Annotated in this window: 11 protein-coding genes; 10 read left to right on the forward strand and 1 reads right to left on the reverse strand. The window is 64.5% G+C overall.

Annotated features, from left to right (window positions below; all coding sequences use genetic code 11):
* Positions 1 to 188 precede the first annotated feature (188 nt).
* Together AB7245_RS04525 and AB7245_RS04530 are read left to right on the forward strand one after the other, a co-directional pair.
* Positions 189 to 7001, forward strand: a complete 6813-nt coding sequence (locus tag AB7245_RS04525; protein WP_354077887.1) for a VCBS domain-containing protein — start codon at positions 189 to 191, stop codon at positions 6999 to 7001.
* 145 nt (positions 7002 to 7146) lie between these two features.
* Positions 7147 to 9378: a CHASE2 domain-containing protein gene (locus AB7245_RS04530; protein WP_135216242.1), complete on the forward strand. Its 2232-nt coding sequence runs from the start codon at positions 7147 to 7149 to the stop codon at positions 9376 to 9378.
* A 338-nt stretch (positions 9379 to 9716) separates the two neighbouring features.
* Here AB7245_RS04530 and AB7245_RS04535 read toward each other — a convergent pair whose 3' ends face one another.
* Positions 9717 to 11312 carry an ABC transporter substrate-binding protein gene (locus tag AB7245_RS04535; protein WP_085398861.1) on the reverse strand — a complete coding sequence of 532 codons (1596 nt, stop codon included), beginning with the start codon at positions 11310 to 11312 and terminating at the stop codon, positions 9717 to 9719.
* 200 nt (positions 11313 to 11512) lie between these two features.
* On the opposite strand from AB7245_RS04535, the gene AB7245_RS04540 reads away from it, so the two are divergent.
* The 8 genes from AB7245_RS04540 to AB7245_RS04575 all read left to right on the forward strand — a co-directional run bounded on the left by AB7245_RS04540 (position 11513) and on the right by AB7245_RS04575 (position 19471).
* Positions 11513 to 13171, forward strand: a complete 1659-nt coding sequence (locus AB7245_RS04540) for an ABC transporter substrate-binding protein (protein ID WP_085398862.1) — start codon at positions 11513 to 11515, stop codon at positions 13169 to 13171.
* Between the two features lie 190 nt (positions 13172 to 13361).
* On the forward strand, positions 13362 to 14315 hold the full coding sequence (locus AB7245_RS04545) for an ABC transporter permease (RefSeq protein WP_014498430.1): 954 nt from the start codon (positions 13362 to 13364) through the stop codon (positions 14313 to 14315).
* A gap of 3 nt (positions 14316 to 14318) precedes the next feature.
* Entirely contained in the window at positions 14319 to 15221 is a 903-nt protein-coding gene (locus tag AB7245_RS04550) for an ABC transporter permease (RefSeq protein ID WP_439033905.1), read from the forward strand.
* Between the two features lie 3 nt (positions 15222 to 15224).
* A complete protein-coding gene (locus tag AB7245_RS04555) occupies positions 15225 to 16286 on the forward strand; it encodes an ABC transporter ATP-binding protein (protein WP_085403446.1) in 1062 nt (353 codons plus the stop codon).
* Complete coding sequence (locus AB7245_RS04560; RefSeq protein ID WP_018321359.1) at positions 16283 to 16480, forward strand: hypothetical protein; 198 nt, start codon at positions 16283 to 16285, stop codon at positions 16478 to 16480. The genes AB7245_RS04555 and AB7245_RS04560 overlap by 4 nt, the downstream gene beginning before the upstream one ends.
* Positions 16477 to 17892 carry an Asp-tRNA(Asn)/Glu-tRNA(Gln) amidotransferase GatCAB subunit A gene (locus AB7245_RS04565; protein ID WP_085403447.1) on the forward strand — a complete coding sequence of 472 codons (1416 nt, stop codon included), beginning with the start codon at positions 16477 to 16479 and terminating at the stop codon, positions 17890 to 17892. The genes AB7245_RS04560 and AB7245_RS04565 overlap by 4 nt, the downstream gene beginning before the upstream one ends.
* Positions 17889 to 18863: an ABC transporter ATP-binding protein gene (locus AB7245_RS04570; protein WP_085403448.1), complete on the forward strand. Its 975-nt coding sequence runs from the start codon at positions 17889 to 17891 to the stop codon at positions 18861 to 18863. Before AB7245_RS04565 ends, AB7245_RS04570 begins: the two co-directional genes overlap by 4 nt.
* Before the next feature lie 338 nt (positions 18864 to 19201).
* Positions 19202 to 19471 (forward strand): GlsB/YeaQ/YmgE family stress response membrane protein, encoded by a 270-nt coding sequence (locus AB7245_RS04575; protein ID WP_063980822.1) that lies wholly within the window; start codon positions 19202 to 19204, stop codon positions 19469 to 19471.
* Positions 19472 to 19580 lie beyond the last annotated feature (109 nt).

Consider the following 19580-nt stretch of genomic DNA (forward strand, 5'->3'; position numbering starts at 1 on the left):
ACCGACCTCGGAATATTTAAAGAATTACTTCGACTTCTCTGTGAAGGCGCCGCTATTGGAGACTCCTCCAGCCAAGTGATGGGAATCACACAAGCAATAGATGGTTTCGCTAAGGACTTGGTAATGCTATTCAAGCTTAGGCGGTCGTTACTTACTTAGATTTTAACTCTTTTTGCGGTGCCCCCCGGTTGAATTACGCTGGCAAATTTGACGCCACGATTCCCCTTGATGGCGAGGGTTCCCGCTCGGCCGCGGACGTTCATGTCGATTCCTTTGCGGCCAAGACTTTTATCGCCAAGCCTTTTGTCGCGAAGGCGCACGGTCACGTGCCCGACGGCACGTTCGTTGTTCCCGATGCTAACCTGATCTTCAATGGCGAGTTCAAGCGCGCAGGTCTCGACCTCGTGCTGTCCCACGAGGGGCATGAGTTCGTCGTTCACGATTATTTCAAGGGCGACAAGCGCGCAGCGATCGCCTCGCCCGATGGCGCCCATCTCACCGGCGACGTCGTCAACGCGCTCACGGGCCATGTGCAGGTTGCGCAGGCCGCGCCCGGCATCGCCGCCGCGCAGGTCATCGGCCACGTCACAAAACTCTCCGGCAGCGCGACCGCGGTTCGCAACGGCGTCTCGGTCACGCTGAACAACGGCGACAATGTCGAGAAGGGCGATGTGGTCTCGACCGGCGCGGATTCGACGCTCGGCATCACCTTCATCGACGGCACCGTGTTCGGCCTGTCCTCCAATGCGCGGATGGTGCTGAACGAGATGGTCTACGACCCCAACGGGTCGAGCAATTCCTCGCTGCTGAGCCTGGTTGCGGGCACCATCACCTTCGTCGCGGGCGAGACCGCCAAGCACGGCGACATGAAGATCGACACGCCGGTCGCCACCATGGGCATCCGCGGCACGGCGGTTCTGACCCAGATCAACTTCGTCGTTCCTGCCGGCGGCGGCGATCCGCAGCCGCAGGCGAGCTTCCAGGTGCTGGTCGAGCCGAACGGCACGACGGGCTCCTACATCCTGTTCGACAAGGTCACGCTGCTGCCGATCGCGACGGTCAACCAGGCCGGCCAGATGATCCAGATCAGCGGCGGCAATGTCTCGATCACCAACGGGCTGCTGTCGCCGGACGTGCAGAAGCTGATCACGGACGTGTTCACGCTGAAGTTCACCGACAACAACACCAACACCAAGCTGACCACGAACTTCACCGACACGATCACGCAGACCAGCGACGGCCTGGTGATCAAGACGCCGGCCGGCTACATCGCGACCGCGCTCTTCACCAACCTCGGTCAGCAGGGACCGCAGGGGCCCAGCGATCACACGACGCCTTTCAACCGTTACCCCGGCAAGCCTCTGTCTCAAAGCCTTGATCTCAACGGCAATGTGAAGACGGCGTTTGCGCTGACCGAGCGCGCGGACACGACCGGCGACACGACGCATTCCGACACGATCTCCGGCCGGATCACCTTCGTCGACCAGAACCTGGGCGACAGGCCGACGGTGAGCGTGAATCTCGCCGATGCGCCGAACTACGTCTACAAGAGTGCCGGCCAGGACGTCACCGGCACGCTCTCTGCACTTCAGAAGCAGGACATCGCGGCGACGCAGATCCAGATCAGCGTCGCCGCCGACGGTGGCAACAACAACAACGGCTCGGCGGTCTGGACCTACACGATCCCCGACCACGTCTTCGACTTCCTCGCGGCCGGCGAAACGCTGACGCTGACCTACATGGTCCGCGTCGACAACAATTTCTCGGTCAGCCCCGAGACCGCCTTCATCCCCATCACGATCACGATCACCGGCACCAACGACAAGCCGGTGATCACCACCAGCGTTCCGGTCATCATCTTTGAAGGCGGCACCAGCGTGCCGGGTGGCCCGCTCACCAGCGATGTGCCGACGACGGGCACGCTGAACTTCGACGACGTGGATCTCACCGACAAGCATACGGTGTCGGTGGCGCTGACCAGCGCGACCCTGCCTGATGGCACCGTTCCGCCGGGCCCGCTCGCGGCGTTCCAGAGCGCGATGTCGGTCGCGATCGCGGCGGGCGCCGACAGCACCGGAGACGGCACCGGCACCATCAACTGGTCGCTGGCCGATCTGCCGGTCTATCTCGCCGACTTCATCCCGAAGGGTGAGGTGCTGACGCTGGTCTACACCGTGACGCTGACGGATTCGCACGGCGCGACCTCACAGCAGACCATCACCGTCACGATCACCGGCACCGACGCGCCCGCGGTGGTGTGGATCGCGACCGACAAGGCCGGCGCTCCCTCCGGCGGCTTCTGGAAGGACGCGGCGAACTGGGCAACCGGTACGGTCCCGACCATCAATGACGACGTCATCGTCATCACCGATCAGCTGCACGGCCTGACGCCGTCCTATCCGGTGACGATCGACACCGCGGCCTACGCCAAGTCGCTGACGATGAACGATTTCGGTGGCCCGCCGCCGAAGGTGATCGTCCAGAGCTCGCTGACGATATCAGGCGCGCTCAACATGGGTGCCGATTCGATCCTCACGACCGCCGCGACCGGAACGATGTCGGTCGGCGGCAAGGCCGAGATTCTGGGCACGAGCGTGCTCACCAATGCCGGCTATCTGACGCTCGCGGGCGGCGGCGATTTCGCCAGCGGCACCAAGATCACCAATTCCGGCACGATCGAGCTGTCCGGCGGCACGCTGAAGACGCTCGCCACGATTCACAACGCCGGCGGCTTGCTGAGGGCCGATGCCGGCTCGACGCTGATCGTCGATACCGCGACGGTCGATGGTGGCACCGTCAGCATTTTGGGCACGCTGGAGCTCGACGGCACCAGCCTGATCGAGAACGGCACGCTGAACAATTCCGGCACCGTCAACGTCAAGGGCACGGTCGAGTTCGCCCACGAGACCGTGTCCAACACCGCGGCCGGTGTGATCGAGGTGCTGGCCAATGGCTGGCTGACGATCCATCAGGGCTCCAGCGTTATCAATGACGGTCAGATCACGGTCGATGCCAGCGGCAAGCTGATCGTCAACAATGCGACCATCGGCGGAGCTGGTGCGGTGATCGACACCGGCGGCGGTGATGACGAGGGAGGCCCCGTCCTCAACGTCGGCATTCGCGGCGCAGGCACGATTACCAACAACGGTGAGATCGATCTGACCGGCGATGCCGTCCTGAGCGGCGGCATTCTGAAAAACAATACCGTCTTCAAGGTGAGCGGTGCGCGCAATGCGCTCAGCGGTGAGACCGTCACCAATGCCGGCATCATCGAAGTGCTCGCCAACGGCGCGCTCGCGATCGAGCAGGGCTCGACCGTCGACAATTCGAGCGGCGACGTCATCGTCGACGGCAATGCGGTCCTGACGCTGGACAATGCCACGATCAGCGGCGGCGCCATCAAGGGTGCCGGCACGATCGACGTCACCGGTGCCAGCAAGATCGACAGCGCCGCCACGCTCAGCGTCAGTGCGGTGACGGTCGAGAGCGGCGTCACGCTGACGCTGGACAACGCGACCGTTGTGGGCACCGCGATCGTCAATCACGGCACTGTCAATGTCGATGCGAGCAAGACGCTGACGTTGAACGGTGCGAGCCTGGCCGGTGGCACGCTCACCATCGCCGGCACGCTGGAATCGACCGGCGCGAGCGCCATCGACAACGCCGACGTCGGCAACACCGGCACGATCTCGGTCACCAGCGGCGCCCTGACGATCGATCCCGGCATCCTTCACGCCATCACCAATCACGGTCTGATCGAGGCAGTGACCGGCGGCACGCTGAAGCTCACGGCCTCCACCATCGCCAACGCCGGCGGCATCATCTCGGTCGACGGCGCGTCAAAGCTCTATCTGACCGACGTCTCGATCAACGGCGGCAGCCTGACCAATGCCGGCAACCTGTACAGCGTCGCCGGCCTCAATACGATCACGGGCGGCGTCACCAACACCGGCACCATCGAAGTCCAGAGCGGTACGCTCAACCTGTCCGGCGGCATCACCGGCACGGGCACGCTGATCATCGACGATGACACGACGCTGGAGCTTGGTGGCGCGGACGCGCAGACCGTCACCTTCGCCGGTGGCACCAATACGCTCGAGCTCGACAAGACGAGCCATGCCTTTACCGGCACTATCGCCGGTCAGGCGACGACCGGCGGTACTTTCACGGTCACCGGCGATGCCGACATCAATTCGGGCAAGGGCGACGCGCTCGACTTCACCGCTTCGGGCGGGACGATCGGCCATCGCGGCAATATCGTACTGACCCCGAGCGGTACGCTGACCGGCGCGACCAACGGCATTGTCGTCACTCAGAACGGCATCGGCGACATCTCGCTGACGACATCAGGCGACATCACCGGCCAGACTGGCAACGGCATCGTGCTGCATGACGGTGCGAACGGCGCGGGCAATATCACGGCGACGATCGGCGGCGGCGTTTCCGGCGCGGTCGGTCTCGACATCGTCTCCCATGGCAACGGCGCAGTCACCGTCACCAACAACGGGCACATCACCGGCACGACCTCGTCCGGCATCAATGTCGACCAGGACGATGCGGGGGCGACCGGCTCGACGCACATCACCAATACCGGCTCCGTGGTCGGCGCCGATGGCGTCGCTGCGATCTCCATCCAGGAGAACGGTACCGGCACTGCGACTATCATCAACTCCGGCACCATCGGGCCAACCGATGCCGGCAGCGTGACCTCATCGACCTACGCGATCGTCGAGACTGGTGGCGAGATCACGATCAACAACGCCGGCCACATCAACGGCAACATCTCGGTCGCCACCGCCACGTTCAATAACAACGCAGGCGGCACCTGGACGGTCGCCGGCAGCGGCGTGTTCGGTGATGCGTCCTCGATCGTCAACCACGGCGACATCGATCTGCACGCGGCCTCCATTTCCGGGGCCGATCTGACCATCGAAAATTATGGCGACATCGACAGCTGGGGCACTGCGTCGATCACGGGCGACATCACCAACACCGGCACTGGCTCGATCGAGGTTCACACCGGGACGCTGACGCTGTTTGGCTCGCTGTCGGGCTCGGCCACGGGCGCGGTCGTCGTCGATGCCGGCGCGACGCTCGAGGTCAAGGGTGCGGTATCGCAAACGATCACGCTTGCCGGTGACGGCGCCGAGCTGGAGATCGATACGAAGGATTTCGGCGGCTCGATCGCGGAGCTGTCCGCGAACGACAAGATCGACCTGACGATGATCAAGTGGGGGCCTGGCACCAGCGCGGTTTATGTCCCGGATGCCGACCACCCCGCGAGCGGCGGCGTGCTGACGGTCACCGGCGACGATGGCAAGAGCATCAGCCTGACCCTGGTCGGAGACTATCGCGACGCGCACTTCGCGGGCAGTGATGAGGGTGGCCACACGCTGATCACGATCCATGCGGACGACGATGCGCCGGCATTCACCACCACGGACGTGGCGCAGCTGACCGCAAGCTTCTCCGAGCAGCCTGATACCACCGGTTCGTCCTCGACGATCGACCCGTCGCCGGCCGCGACCGGCTCGATCGACTTCAAGGACATCGACCTGACCGACCGGCCGACGGTGACGAAGGTCGACCAGGACGTGACCTGGCTCGACGGCGCCACCGACCTCACCGCGTCGCTCACGCCCGACGAGACCGCCGCGTTGAAGAACGCGCTGACGTATCAGCTGACCGGCAAGAACAACGGTACCGTCACCTGGCACTATTCGATCGCCGACAACGCGCTCGATTTCCTCGGCCAGGACCAGACGGCGAAGGTCGTGTCCACCATCACGCTCGATGATGGCCGGGGCGAGACCACCACGACCGACGTCACCATCACGATCACCGGCAAGAACGACGCGCCGACGCTCGACAGCGCGACGCTGGCCGCCGTCGCCGGCAACGACAGCGATCCGGCTGGCAGCAAGATCCGCGATCTCTTCACGAACAAGTTCCATGACGCCGACACTGGCGCGACCTTCAAGGCCATCGCGGTGACGTCGGACGCCGCGACCGCCGACCAGGGCGTCTGGCAGTACAAGGTTGGCGGCTGCTGGGTCGATGTCGACTCGGTCGGTGATGCGAATGCGCTCGTGCTGAGCTCCGCTACGCTGATCCGGTTCGTGCCTGCCGACGGATTCAGCGGCGAGCCTGGCGCGCTGGGCGTCCACGCTCTCGACGACACCTATACAGGCGCCATCACCACCGCTGGCTCGACGGCGACGATCGATCTCACGGCGACGGGCACCGGCGGCACCACGCCGATCTCGCACGACATCACCACCATCGGCACGAGCGTGACGCCTGCCATCGGCCCAGTCATCAACACCGAGAGCTTCCACGTCGAGCACATCCGCGAGAACAGCAACGATATCATCACCGATCTGGTGGTCACCGATACCGATTCTGGCGCGGCGACGGACATTTTCACCGTCACGGTGTCGACCTCGCATCCGGATACCAGCAGCGTCAGTGCATATCCGACGACGGGCTCGCTCGAGCAGATCAACACCGGCCTCGCAGAAAGTGCCGGCATCACCTACGACCCGACAGGCGCCAGCACCGAGCAGTATCCGCAGCCGCCCGCAACGGACAAGATCACGGTGACCGTTGCCGACTCGACCGGCCATTCCGACACCGTGAACTTCATCTTCGTCGAGGGCGCCAACAGCCAGGGCGTCCGCCTGGAGGGCACCGACGGCAAGGACGTGATCTTCGCCACCGAGTCGAGCGACACGCTCATCGGCGGCGGCGCCAAGGACCAGTTCGTGTTCGCGCCGACGTCGTCGCAGTCCACGGTCCAGCACAGCGTCGACGATTTCGAGATTGGCCTCGACAAGATCGACCTGCGGCAGTTCGGCAGCATCAGCTCGCTGGACGACGTCAATATCGCTCCGCAATCGGGCGGCGCCCAGATCACGCTGGACAACCACGAGACGATCCTGCTGAAGAACGTGATCGCGGCAAATCTGAAGGCCAGCGATTTCATCTTCCACATCACCTGATCGCCGCCGGGGCCTCCTGGCGGCCGGCTCGCAGCTTGACCGCGGCAAAAAATCCATAATCCTGAACCGCCGGGGAATAGCCAATTACGCGCCGCAGCTGCATGATCGGCGCCGGGCGCGATACAGGTCAGGAAGTCCGACTAAAATGAAACGTCTGAAGATCCTGCGGCGGTGGTTTGCGCGGAAGCTCGGCTTCGCGCGGCTGATGTGCCTTGCGCTGCTGGTCTTGTTCGCCGGCGCTCGTGTCTGGGATCCGCCGCCGATCCAGGAATTGCGGCTGCGCACCTTCGACATGTTCCAGCTGATCGATCCGCGCCACAAGGCGGCGCGGCCGGTCACCATCGTCGACATCGACGACAAGAGCCTCGCCAAGCTCGGCCAGTGGCCATGGCCGCGCACGCGGATCGCGGACCTGATCCAGAACCTCACCGGTAACGGCGCGGTGACGATCGGCTTCGACATGGTGTTCTCCGAAGCCGACCGGCTCAACCCGGATCTGGTCGCGAGCCAGATGCGCGATCTCGACGACGCCACCCGCGCCAGGCTGCGCGAACTGCCGACCAATGACCAGGTCCTCGCCGACGCGATCAAGCGCTCGCACGTGGTGCTGGGCGAAACCGGGCAGCCGGCGATCTCGTCCGAGATCGACAAGTCGCTGCCCTTCACCGGCGTCGCGACGGTCGGCGAAGCGGATGCCGAACGTTTCCTGTTCGAATTCCCCGGCCTCTTGCGCAACGTGCCTGTCATCGAGAAGGTCGCGGCCGGCCGCGGCCTGTTCTCGATCAAGACCGAGCGCGACGGCCTGATCCGCCGCGTGCCGTTGATCATGCGCGCCCAGGGCAACATCATGCCCTCGCTCAGCCTCGAGATTTTACGCGTCGTCACGGGAACGCCGACGCTGTTGGTCCGGACCGACAAGACCGGCATCAGGGCCGTGCGCCTCAAGGGCGTGGAGATTCCGACCGACAAGAACGGCCAGCTCTGGGTGCACTATGCCCGCCAGGATCCCTCGATCTACGTCTCCGCCGCTGATGTGCTCGACAACACCGTGCCGCCGAACAGGATCGCCGGCAAGCTGGTGCTGGTCGGCACCTCGGCGGTCGGGCTGAACGACATCAAGACCACGCCGGTGTCATCGACCATGCCGGGTGTCGAGATTCATGCCCAGGTGCTGGAGAGCGTGCTCAGCGGCGCGGTGATCTCCCAGCCGAACTATGCGCTCGGCGTCGAGCTGATCGCCGCGCTCGTGATCGGCCTGCTCGTCATCATCTTCACGCCGAATCTCGGACCGGTGCGCCTTGGGCTCGCGGGTGCCATGTTCGCCGCCATCCTGGTCGGCGTATCCTGGTTCTTCTATGCGCAGTATCGCTATCTCATCGACTTCACCTACCCATTGCTCTCGACCACCGCGATCTATCTGACACTGATCTTCGCGAGCTTCGTGCGCGAGCAGCGTCAGCGCGTGCAGATCCGCGGCATGTTCGCGCAATACATGTCGCCCGTCCTGGTCGAGCAGCTCGCGCAGTCGCCCGAAAAGCTGGTGCTCGGCGGCGAGGAGCGCGAGATGACGATCATGTTTTCCGATGTGCGCGGCTTCACCACGATCTCGGAGAGCTACAAGCAGGATCCGCAAGGCCTGATCGCGCTGATGAACCGCTTCCTGACGCCGTTGACAGACGTCATCATCGATCAGAAGGGCTATATCGACAAGTACATGGGCGACGCCATCATGGCGTTCTGGAACGCGCCGCTCGACGATGCCGAGCACGAGGTCAACGCCTGCGAGGCCGCGATCCAGATGCTGGAGCAGATCGACGCGGTCAACAAGGAGCGCGAGCAGGAGGCCGCCGATGGCGGTCATGTCTACATCCCGCTCAATGTCGGCATCGGCCTCAACACCGGCATCGGCGTCGTCGGCAACATGGGCTCCGATCTGAAGAAGAACTATTCGGTGCTCGGCGACAGCGTGAACCTCGCCTCGCGCCTGGAAGGCCAGTCGAAGGAATACGGCTTTCCCATCATCGTCGGCTCCAGGACCGCGCTCGCCGCCAAGGACAAGTTCGCGATCCTCGAGCTCGACTTCATCATGGTCAAGGGCAAGACCGAACCCGAGGTGATCTACGCCATCGCCGGCCGCGAGGACGTGATGCATTCGGGCGCCTTCCAGCGTCTGCGCAACGTCACCATCGAGATGCTCGGCTGCTACCGCGGCCGCGACTGGCAGGGCGCGCTGGATGCGATCGAGCGCGGCCGCCACAGCGAGGATGCCGACACGCTGGAAAAGCTGTTCAAGCTGTACGAGGCGCGCATCAAGGAATTCCAGATCAATCCGCCGGCGGAGGGATGGACCGGGGCGTATGCGCTGCTGACGAAGTAGGGGGTGCTTGAGGCCCCCGCTCGGGGCCTCACACTCGCTGTCGTCCCTGTGCACGCAGGGACCCATAACCACAGGGAGCGGTTATCGCGCGACTCGGTAACTCCGAGTCTTCGCCAAACCACTCCTGTGGTTATGGGTCCCGGGCTCGCGACTACGTCGCGCCCCGGGACGACAGCGATGTTTGACGCGGTAGCGTCCGTCTGCTCTTCGCCGCCAACATCAACTCCCGTAGGGTGGGCAAAGGCGCGCTAGCGCTGTGCCCACCATCTTACTCCGCGTATAGAGGTGGTGGGCACGCTTACGCTTTGCCCACCCTACGACACCGGCGTTTGCCGCCTTCACTCCGTCCCGATTGTCGTCAGATCCTGGAACCAGTGCTGCGCCTGCACGAACTGCTTGATCTTCGGCGACAGCGCGTGCGGGTTGGTGTCGTGGACGACCCAGACCAGCACGGCATCATCGACGATCAGCGCATGCGCCTGCGCGATCAGATCGTCCTGCTTGGCGGTGTCGAACGTCTGCTTGGCCTTGTTGATCAGCGCATCGACCTCAGGGTTCTTGTAGCCGCCCCAGTTGACGCCGACCGGCGCGATCTGATCGGAGGCGAAGAAGCGGACGATGGCGTAGAGCGGGTCGGAGGTGACATAGGCGATGTTGTTGGCGGTGATGCCGGCGTTCATCTCGTCGGCCGCGCCCTTGCGCCAATGCGTATATAATGTCTCGAGCTCGACCACCTTGAAGTCGATGTCGATGCCGATCTCCTTGAAGCTTTGCTGCAAAAATTCGTTCATCGGCAGCGACAGCATCTGGCCGGTGCCGCCCTGGGCGATGATGAAGGTGGCCTTCAGCGGTTTTGCCTTGGAGTAGCCTGCCTCTTCGACCAGTTTCTTGGCCGCAGCCAGATCATATTTCAGCTCAAAGCTCGGTTTGCCGAACCACGGGCTCGACGGGTCGACCTGGCCCTTGGCCGGTTTTGCGAGGCCATTCATCAGGCCGACGACTTCGTCACGATTGATCGCGAGGTTCAACGCCTTGCGCAGGCGGATGTCGGTCCAGGGCGAGCCCGGCAGCACGCTGAGGTGATAGTTCCAGACATGTGGCGTGACATTGTCGACGATCTTCATGCCGGCGGCTTTCAGCTGCGGCACGGCGTCCGGCGCCGGCGTCTCGATCAGGTCCACTTGCCCTGCGAGCAGCGCATTGGTGCGCGTCAGCGCTTCCGGCATCGGCACCAGCACGATCTTGTCGGCCTTTGGAATGCGCTTCTTGTTCCAGTAGTCCGGATTCTTCGTGAGCTCCGCAAGCTCGCGCGGCACGAGCTTGGTCAATTTGAACGGACCGGTGCCGGAGGGCTGGCTCGCGAACTTGTCCCAATCCTTGCCGAGCTTCTCGTACTGCGCCGGGCTCGAGACCAGGAACCACAGCATCTGGTAGGGAAAGAAGGAATCGACCGTCTTGGTCGTGATCTCCACCGTGAAATCGTCGATCTTGGCGTAGCTAGCGACCGAAGGCAGACGGGTCTTCACCTGCGCGCTCTGCCGCTTGTCGAATTGCGGCGCCTTGTCGTTGAGCACCTTGTCCAGATTCCAGATCACCGCATCGGCGTTGAACTCGCTGCCGTCGTGAAACTTCACGCCCTTGCGCAAAGCAAACCGCCATTTGGTCTTGTCGGCATCATCCACCTTCCATTCGGTGGCGAGCCCGGGCACCAGCTTGCCGGGGCGGTCGGCGACGTCCATCTCCCAGGCGACCAGCGGATCGTAGATGGTGTACGCCGTGAACTGATAGGCGCCGGCGCCGCGATCGGGCTGGCCCGTCGTCAGCGGGATGTCCGCCATCGAGATGCCGTAGCGCACCACCGTTTCGGCGCGTGCCGTGATCGCGGATAACGCCAGCGCAAGCACGGCGAGACAGGTCGATAGTCGGATACGCATGGCCCAAGGCTCCCAGGAGATTTCAGGGCCAAACTTGCAATCTTGATGCCAGAATAGGCAGGACGGTGCCTTTGCCGACACGTGATCACACAGACTTGTCGTCGCAGGGGCAATTTGCAGAAAAAGTTTCCCCATTGGCATAGCCATTGCATACGTTTGCATCAAAATTAGTCATTGAAAGCCGGAAGAGGACTGAGACGATGCTTATGAAGACAACCACCCGCGCGGCGCTGATTGCTGCGCTGGCTCTGACGACTGCGGCCGCGTGGCCGAGCGTGGCAAGCGCCGAAACCGTGCTGCGCATCGGCATGACCGCTGCCGATATTCCGCGCACATTGGGCCAGCCCGATCAGGGTTTTGAAGGCAACCGCTTCACCGGCCTCACCATGTACGACGCGCTCACCGGCTGGGACCTGTCCTCGGCCGACAAGGCGAGCGTGGTAATCCCGGGCCTTGCGACCGAGTGGAAGGTCGACGATGCCGACAAGACCAAGTGGATCTTCAAGCTCCGCCCCGGCGTCACCTTCCATGACGGCTCGCCGTTCAATGCCGATGCCGTGGTGTGGAACGTCGAGAAGGTGCTGAAGCAGGATGCACCGCAGTTCGACGCCAGCCAGGTCGGCGTCACCGCGTCGCGCATGCCGACGCTGGCCTCCGCGAAGAAGATCGACGACATGACGGTCGAGCTCACCACCAAGGAGCCCGACAGCTTCCTGCCGATCAACCTCACCAACCTGTTCATGGTGAGCCCGGCGAAGTGGCAGCATTTCTACGACAAGGCGGAAGGCGCTGACGCCAAGGCGAAGTCGCAGGCCGCGTGGACCGCGTTCGCCAAGGACGCCGCGGGCACCGGCCCGTGGAAGATGGCGAGCTTCACGCCGCGCGAGCGGCTCGAGCTCGTGAAGAATGCGGCCTATTGGGACAAGGCGCGGGTGCCCAAGGTCGACAAGATGGTGCTCTTGCCGATGCCGGAGGCGAACGCGCGCACCGCGGCGCTGCTCTCCGGGCAGGTCGATTGGGTCGAGGCGCCGGCGCCCGACGCGTTGCCCGAGCTCAAGCAGCGCGGTTTCAAGCTCTACGCCAACGAGCAGCCGCATGTCTGGCCGTGGCAGTTCTCGCGCGTCGAGGGCTCGCCCTGGAACGACATCCGGGTCCGCAAGGCCGCCAATCTCTGCGTCGATCGCGAGGGTCTCAAGGACGGCCTGCTCGCGGGCCTGATGGTGCCGGCGACCGGCACCTTCGAGCCCGGCCATCCCTGGCGCGGCAAGCCGACCTTCGAGATCAAGTATGACAAGGCGGCTGCGCAAAAGCTGATGCAGGAGGCCGGCTTCGGTCCGTCAAAGAAGCTGACGGTGAAGATCCAGACGTCTGCGTCGGGCTCGGGCCAGATGCAACCGCTGCCGATGAACGAATATCTCCAGCAGGCGCTCGCCGAATGCTATTTCGATGTGAAGCTCGACGTCATCGAGTGGAACACGCTGTTCACCAACTGGCGCCGCGGCGCCAAGGATCCCAGCGCCAACGGCTCGAACGCGACCAACGTCACCTATGCGGCGATGGACCCGTTCTTCGCGCTGGTGCGCTTCCTTCAATCGGGCATGGCGCCGCCGGTCTCGAACAATTGGGGCTTCATCCACGAGCCCAAGTTCGACGAGCTGGTGAAGAAGGCGCGCCAGACCTTCGACCCCGCCGCGCGCGACGCGGCGCTCGCCGAGCTGCACGCGGCCTCCGTCGACGATGCCGCCTTCCTCTACGTCGCCCACGACGTCGGCCCCCGTGCCATCAGCCCGAAGGTGACGGGCGTCGTGCAGCCGAAGAGCTGGTTCATCGACTTCTCGCTGGTGTCGATAACGCCGTGAGGCGAGCACGCTGGTAGGGCTCCCCTCCCCCTTGCGGGGAGGGGTTGGGGAAGGGGGTTCACACGGGCGGTCCCTGTGTGGCTACCCCTCTCCCTAACCCTCCCCCGCAAGGGGGGAGGGAACCCTCGCATCGCGCGTCCCTCACTCAAGCCCGCGCACCCAATCGTGCGACATCACGTTAGGTCAATCAGTGCTCGCCTATATCGCTCGCCGCATCGTCTATGTCATTCCGATCGTCATCAGCGTGGCGCTGGTGTGCTTTCTGCTCGTGCACATCACGCCGGGCGATCCGCTGGTGGCGGTGCTGCCGGCCGACGCCTCGCAGGAGCTCGCGGCGCAGCTGCGCGCCGCCTACGGCTTCGACCGCCCGCTGCCGGTGCAGTTCGGCTTGTGGCTCTTGCGTGCCCTTCATGGCGATCTCGGCAATTCCATCGCCACGGGGCGCCCGGTGCTCGCCGAGGTCATGCGCGCGGTCAGCAACACCGTCACGCTCGCGATTGCGGCAGCCATCATCGGCTTCACGATGGGCATCCTGCTCGGCCTGATCGCCGGCTATTTCCGCGAGACCTGGATCGACAAGGTCGCGACCTCCTTCGCCATCGCCGGCGTCTCGGTGCCGCATTACTGGCTCGGCATGGTGCTCGTCATCATCTTCTCGGTGCAGCTGAACTGGCTGCCCGCGGTCGGCGCCGGGCCGAACGGCTCCAACTCCTGGGCCTGGGACTGGGCGCATCTGAAATACCTGGTGCTGCCGGCGATCACGACCTCGGTGATCCCGATGGGCATCGTCACCCGCACCGTGCGGGCGCTCACCGGCGACATCCTCTCGCAGGATTTCGTCGAGGCGCTGCGCGCAAAAGGCCTGCACGAAACCGGCGTGTTCCGCCACGTCATCAAGAATGCCGCGCCCACCGCGCTCGCGGTGATGGGGCTTCAGCTCGGCTACATGCTTGGCGGCTCGATCCTGATCGAGACCGTGTTCTCCTGGCCGGGCTCGGGCTTCCTGCTCAACTCGGCGATCTTCCAGCGCGACCTGCCGCTGCTGCAGGGCACGATCCTGATCCTGGCGCTGTTCTTCGTCTTCCTCAATCTGCTGGTCGACATCGCGCAAGCCGCGATCGATCCGCGCATCAAGCGGGGCTAGCCGATGAGCGAGCTTCCGTTTTCGGCCACCGCCGATGCCGCGCTGCAGGCCGCGCCTGCCACCAAGGCGCGCGGCTATTGGGCGACCGTCGGCCGCCGCATCGCCCGCGACAAGGTCAGCATGGCCTGCGCGCTGGTGCTGCTGCTGATCTTCCTCTCCGCGGTGCTCGCGCCGTGGCTCGGACTTGAAGATCCCTACAAGGGCTCGATGATCCGCCGCCTCCGCCACATCGGCACAGCAGGCTACCCCCTCGGCACCGACGAGCTCGGCCGCGACATGCTGGCGCGGCTGATCTACGGCGGGCGGTTGTCGCTGGTCATCGGCATCCTGCCCGTGATCCTCGCCTTCTGCATCGGCACGTCGCTCGGCCTCGTCGCCGGCTATGTCGGCGGAAAGCTCAACACCGCGATCATGCGCACGATCGACGTGTTCTTCGCCTTTCCCTCCGTGCTGCTCGCCATCGCGATCTCCGGCGCGCTCGGGGCCGGCATCCTCAACTCCATCGTGTCGCTGACCGTCGTGTTCGTGCCGCAGATCACCCGCGTTGCCGAAAGCGTCACCACCGGCGTGCGCAACATGGACTTCGTCGAAGCGGCGCGCGCCTCCGGCGCAGGACCCTTCACCATCATGCGCGTGCATATCCTCGGCAACGTCTTGGGCGCGATCTTCGTCTATGCCACCAGTCTGATCTCGGTCTCGATGATTTTGGCCGCAGGTCTCTCCTTCCTCGGCCTCGGCACAAAACCGCCGGAGCCGGAATGGGGCCTGATGCTGAACACGCTCCGCACCGCGATCTACGTCAATCCCTGGGTTGCCGCGCTGCCGGGCGCGATGATCTTCGCGGTCTCGATCTGCTTCAACCTGCTCTCGGACGGCCTGCGCAGCGCCATGGACATCAGGAACTAGGCCATGAGCGAGAGCAACACATCCGTTGAAATGCTGGAGCCGGTCGAGGACGTTGGCGGCGTCGCGCAGCCGCTGCTCCAGGTCAACGGCCTGACCAAGCATTTTCCGGTTCGTGGCGGATTGTTCGCCGCGAAGCGCACCGTGCGCGCGGTGGACAACGTCTCCTTCTCGGTCGCGAAGGGTGAGACTGTCGGCATCGTCGGCGAATCCGGCTGCGGCAAGTCGACCACTGCGCGGCTGCTGATGCATCTGATGCCGCGCGATACCGGGGACATCATCTATGACGGCATGACCGTCGGCCAGGCGCTGTCGTTGCGCGAGCTGCGCCGCGGCATGCAGATGGTGTTCCAGGATTCCTATGCCTCGCTCAATCCGCGCCTGACGATCGAGGAATCGATCGCGTTCGGCCCGAAAGTGCACGGCATGGCCGATGGCACGGCGCGGGCGCTGGCGCGCGAGCTGCTCGGCAAGGTGGGCCTGCGGCCGGAAAACTTCGCCAACCGCTATCCGCACGAGATCTCCGGCGGCCAGCGCCAGCGCGTCAACATCGCGCGTGCGCTGGCGCTGTCGCCGCGACTGGTGATTTTGGACGAAGCCGTCTCGGCGCTCGACAAGTCCGTCGAGGCACAAGTGCTCAATTTGCTCGCCGACCTCAAGCGCGAGTTCGGGCTGACCTATCTCTTCATCAGCCACGACCTCAACGTGGTGCGCTACATCTCGGACCGCGTGCTGGTGATGTATCTCGGCGAGGTCGTCGAGCTCGGCCCGGTCGACCAGGTCTGGGATAACCCTGCGCATCCCTACACGCGCGCACTCCTTGCTGCGATGCCGTCGTCGGATCCGGATCGTCGCACCGAAAAACCGCCGATCACCGGCGATCCGCCCAATCCGATCGATCCGCCCCCGGGTTGCCGCTTCCACACCCGCTGCGCGTTTGCGGAGCCGCTCTGCGCAAATGCAGCACCAAAGCTCACCGCGCTCGATAGAATGGGCCACGAGGCCGCGTGCTACATGGCGATTCCGGGTTCAGGCCATAGCCGCGCGCCCGCAGAGGAAACAGCATGACAAGACCGACACCCAAAGAGATCAAGCCGATCGCGCAGATCGCCGGCGTCCCTGTTGATGACGAGATCGCGACGCGCATCTCCAATTCCATCGGGCCGGCCTTCGAAGGCTTTGCGGCCATCGCCGGCACGCTGCCGTTCGATCTCGAGCCCGCGCTCTATCCAATCGCGCAGACGCAGAAGGTGTCGAAATGAGCCGTGAGCCTGCATTGATGACGCTCACCGAGGTCGCGCGTGCGATTGCGATGAAGCAGGCGTCCTCGCATGAGGTAACGCGCGCGCTACTGCACCGCATCGCGCAGTGGCAGCCGCATCTCAACGCCTTCATGTCGGTTGAAGCCGAGCCCGCGTTGAAGGCTGCCGAGGCCGCGGATGCCGAGCTCGCCAAGGGCAATGTCCGCGGTCCGCTGCACGGCGTGCCGCTCGCGCACAAGGACATGTATTACGACGCGGGCCACGTCTCGACCTGCGGCTCGCTGATCCGCCGCGATTTCGTGCCGACCGTCACGTCCACTGCCTTGCAGCGGCTGAAGGATGCCGGCCAGGTCCGCCTCGGTACGCTGCATCTGGCCGAATTCGCCTATGGCCCGACCGGCCACAACGCCCATTACGGCCCGGTGCGCAATCCCTGGAACGTCGCGCACATCACCGGCGGCTCGTCCTCCGGCTCCGGCTCGTCGGTCGCGGCGCGCCTGACGTTCGCGGCGCTCGGCTCCGACACCGGTGGTTCGATCCGCATGCCCGCGCATTTCTGCGGCGTCACCGGGCTGAAGACCACCGTCGGCCGCGTCAGCCGCGCCGGCGCGATGCCGCTGTCGCAATCGCTCGACACCGTCGGCCCGCTCGCCCGCACAGCGGAAGATTGTGCGCTGCTGCTGGCGCTGATGGCCGGTCCCGATCCCGCGGATTCGACCTGCAGCCAAGAGCCGCTGTCCGACTATGTCGGTGCGACCAAGGGCTCGCTGAAGGGCCTCAAGATCGGCGTGCCAGCGTCCTTCTATGTCGACGATCTCGACGGCGAGGTCGCGCGCGTGCTGGACGAGACCATCGCGGTGCTCAAGCGCGAGGGCGCCGATATCGTCACGGTCGAGCTGCCCGACCAGCGGCAATTGTCTGCGGCAAGCCAGCTCGTGCTCGCGGCGGAAGCCGCCGCCTTCCACAAGCGCTGGATGATCGAGCGTCCGCAGGACTATGGCCCGCAGGTCCTGATGCGGCTTCAGAACGGTCTTGCCGTTCCCGCAATCACCTATCTCGAAGCCATGCGTTGGCGCGGCCCCGCACTCGCCGCGCACAATGCAGCCACGGCTGGAGTTGACGCGATCATCGCGCCGGCATCGCCGGTGCCGGCACCGACGATCGAGGAGAGCGATGTCGGCGGCGGCCCGAACGCGCCGGCCATGGTGCAGCGGCTGACGCTGTTCACCCGCCCGGTGAATTTTCTCGGCCTGCCGTCGCTCACCATTCCCTCCGGCTTCACCAAAAGCGGCCTGCCGGTTGGCATGCAGCTGATCGGCCGCTCCTTCGATGAAGCGACCCTGCTCACCATCGGCGCCGCCTTCCAGCGCGTCACCGACTATCACGATAGGTTGCCGAAACTGCCGTCATGACAAAGCTCGTCGAGATCTCAGGCCTCAACATCCGCTTCACCGGGGAGCGCACGGTCTATGCCGTGAACGATCTCAGCCTCTCGCTCGGTGACGGCGAGGTGCTGGGCCTGCTCGGCGAGTCCGGTTCCGGCAAGAGCGTGACCCTGCGTGCGCTGATGCGGCTGCTGCCGAAGAAGCGCACGCAGATTTCGGGCAAGGTCAACGTGATGGGCCGCGACGTGCTCGCCATGAACGACGAGGAGCTGTCGTCGTTCCGCGGCCAGACCGTGTCGATGATCTTTCAGGAGCCCGCGCTCGCGCTCGATCCGGTCTACACCATCGGCGCGCAGATCGCCGAAAGCGTCGTGCGTCACGAAGGCAAGAGCTATGCGGAGGGCAGGGCGCGAGCACTCGAAATGCTCGAGGTCGTGCGCATTCCCTCGGCCAGGCGACGGCTGGATGCCTATCCGCACGAAATGTCCGGCGGCATGCGCCAGCGCGCGATGATTGCCCTGGCGCTCGCCTGCCGCCCGAAGATCTTGCTCGCGGATGAGCCGACCACCGCGCTCGATGCCACCGTGCAGATCCAGATCCTGCTGTTGCTGCGTGAGCTTCAGCGCGAATTCGGCATGTCCGTCATCTTCGTCACCCATGACATTGGTGTTGCGATCGAGATCTGCGACCGCGTCGCGGTGATGTATGCCGGCCAGATCGTTGAGCAGGGCACGCTCCGCGACATCGTCCGCACGCCGGTGCACCCCTACGCCAAGGGCCTGCTCGCCTCCACCATCCACGGCGCCAAGCGCGGCGCCCGGCTGGAGACCATCCCCGGCACCCCGCCCTCGCTGGCCGAAAAGCCGAACAACTGCTCCTTCGCCCCCCGTTGCGCGGTCGCCCAGTCGCGGTGTCTGGAGCAATTGCCTGCGAATGTGGAGGTCGGACCGGGCCGGGCGGCGAGGTGCGTGTTGGCGGAGCCGGTGGGAGCGACGTAACCGGTGGGCTCCCTCGCCCCGCTCTTGCGGGGAGAGGGCTGGGGTGAGGGGCCTCTTTCCGCGGATGAGATTGTCGAGGGACCTGTACCCCCTCACCCGGATCGCAAGGGCGATCCGACCTCTCCCCGCAGGCGGGGAGAGGTGAAGAGCCCCGCGCACTTCTTCAGAATCCCTCTACGACAACACCGACTTGTCACAGTTCACCTCGCACCACCGGCCAACTGCACGCCTACTGTGCATGGGGTTGTTTTCGACATTTTTATCCGAACCGACCATTCAGACCCCATTCATCCCGGTTCCGGTTCCATGCCCCCGTTCATGGAGAGGGACTTCAACTTATGTACATTTCTGGCCAAGGCCTCATCGTCATCCTGTTCGTCGGCCTCGTCGCCGGCTGGCTCGCCGGCAAGGTGGTGCGCGGCAGCGGGTTCGGCATCATTGGCGACATCGTGATCGGCATCGCCGGCGCGTTTGTCGCAAGCTTCCTGTTCCCGAAGCTCGGCATCCATCTCGGCACCGGCCTCGTGTCCGAGATCATCTATTCCGCCATCGGCGCCATCATCCTGCTCCTGGTGGTGCGGCTGGTGCGCGGCGGCGGCCGGCTCTAGCGTCACATTGGCTCGGTGAGCCAGAACTTTCGCCTCTCCCCCGCTGGGGAGAGGCCGCGATGTCTGCTATAAAAAGCCGCAAAGACTGTGAAATACCGGACTTGCGTGC

It is taken from the genome of Bradyrhizobium sp. 604_D8_N2_3 (assembly GCF_051810765.1).
GTDB classification, from domain to species: Bacteria; Pseudomonadota; Alphaproteobacteria; order Rhizobiales; family Xanthobacteraceae; genus Bradyrhizobium; species Bradyrhizobium barranii.

What these genes read in the sequence shown, in the direction of transcription:
- AB7245_RS04575 (WP_063980822.1), top strand. Translation starts at nt 19,202, where the DNA reads ATGTACATTTCTGGCCAAGGCCTCATCGTCATCCTGTTCGTCGGCCTC.
- AB7245_RS04565 (WP_085403447.1), top strand. Translation starts at nt 16,477, where the DNA reads ATGAGCCGTGAGCCTGCATTGATGACGCTCACCGAGGTCGCGCGTGCG.
- AB7245_RS04540 (WP_085398862.1), top strand. Translation starts at nt 11,513, where the DNA reads ATGCTTATGAAGACAACCACCCGCGCGGCGCTGATTGCTGCGCTGGCT.
- AB7245_RS04530 (WP_135216242.1), top strand. Translation starts at nt 7,147, where the DNA reads ATGAAACGTCTGAAGATCCTGCGGCGGTGGTTTGCGCGGAAGCTCGGC.
- AB7245_RS04560 (WP_018321359.1), top strand. Translation starts at nt 16,283, where the DNA reads ATGACAAGACCGACACCCAAAGAGATCAAGCCGATCGCGCAGATCGCC.
- AB7245_RS04555 (WP_085403446.1), top strand. Translation starts at nt 15,225, where the DNA reads ATGAGCGAGAGCAACACATCCGTTGAAATGCTGGAGCCGGTCGAGGAC.
- AB7245_RS04535 (WP_085398861.1), bottom strand. Translation starts at nt 11,312, where the DNA reads ATGCGTATCCGACTATCGACCTGTCTCGCCGTGCTTGCGCTGGCGTTA.
- AB7245_RS04550 (WP_439033905.1), top strand. Translation starts at nt 14,319, where the DNA reads ATGAGCGAGCTTCCGTTTTCGGCCACCGCCGATGCCGCGCTGCAGGCC.
- AB7245_RS04570 (WP_085403448.1), top strand. Translation starts at nt 17,889, where the DNA reads ATGACAAAGCTCGTCGAGATCTCAGGCCTCAACATCCGCTTCACCGGG.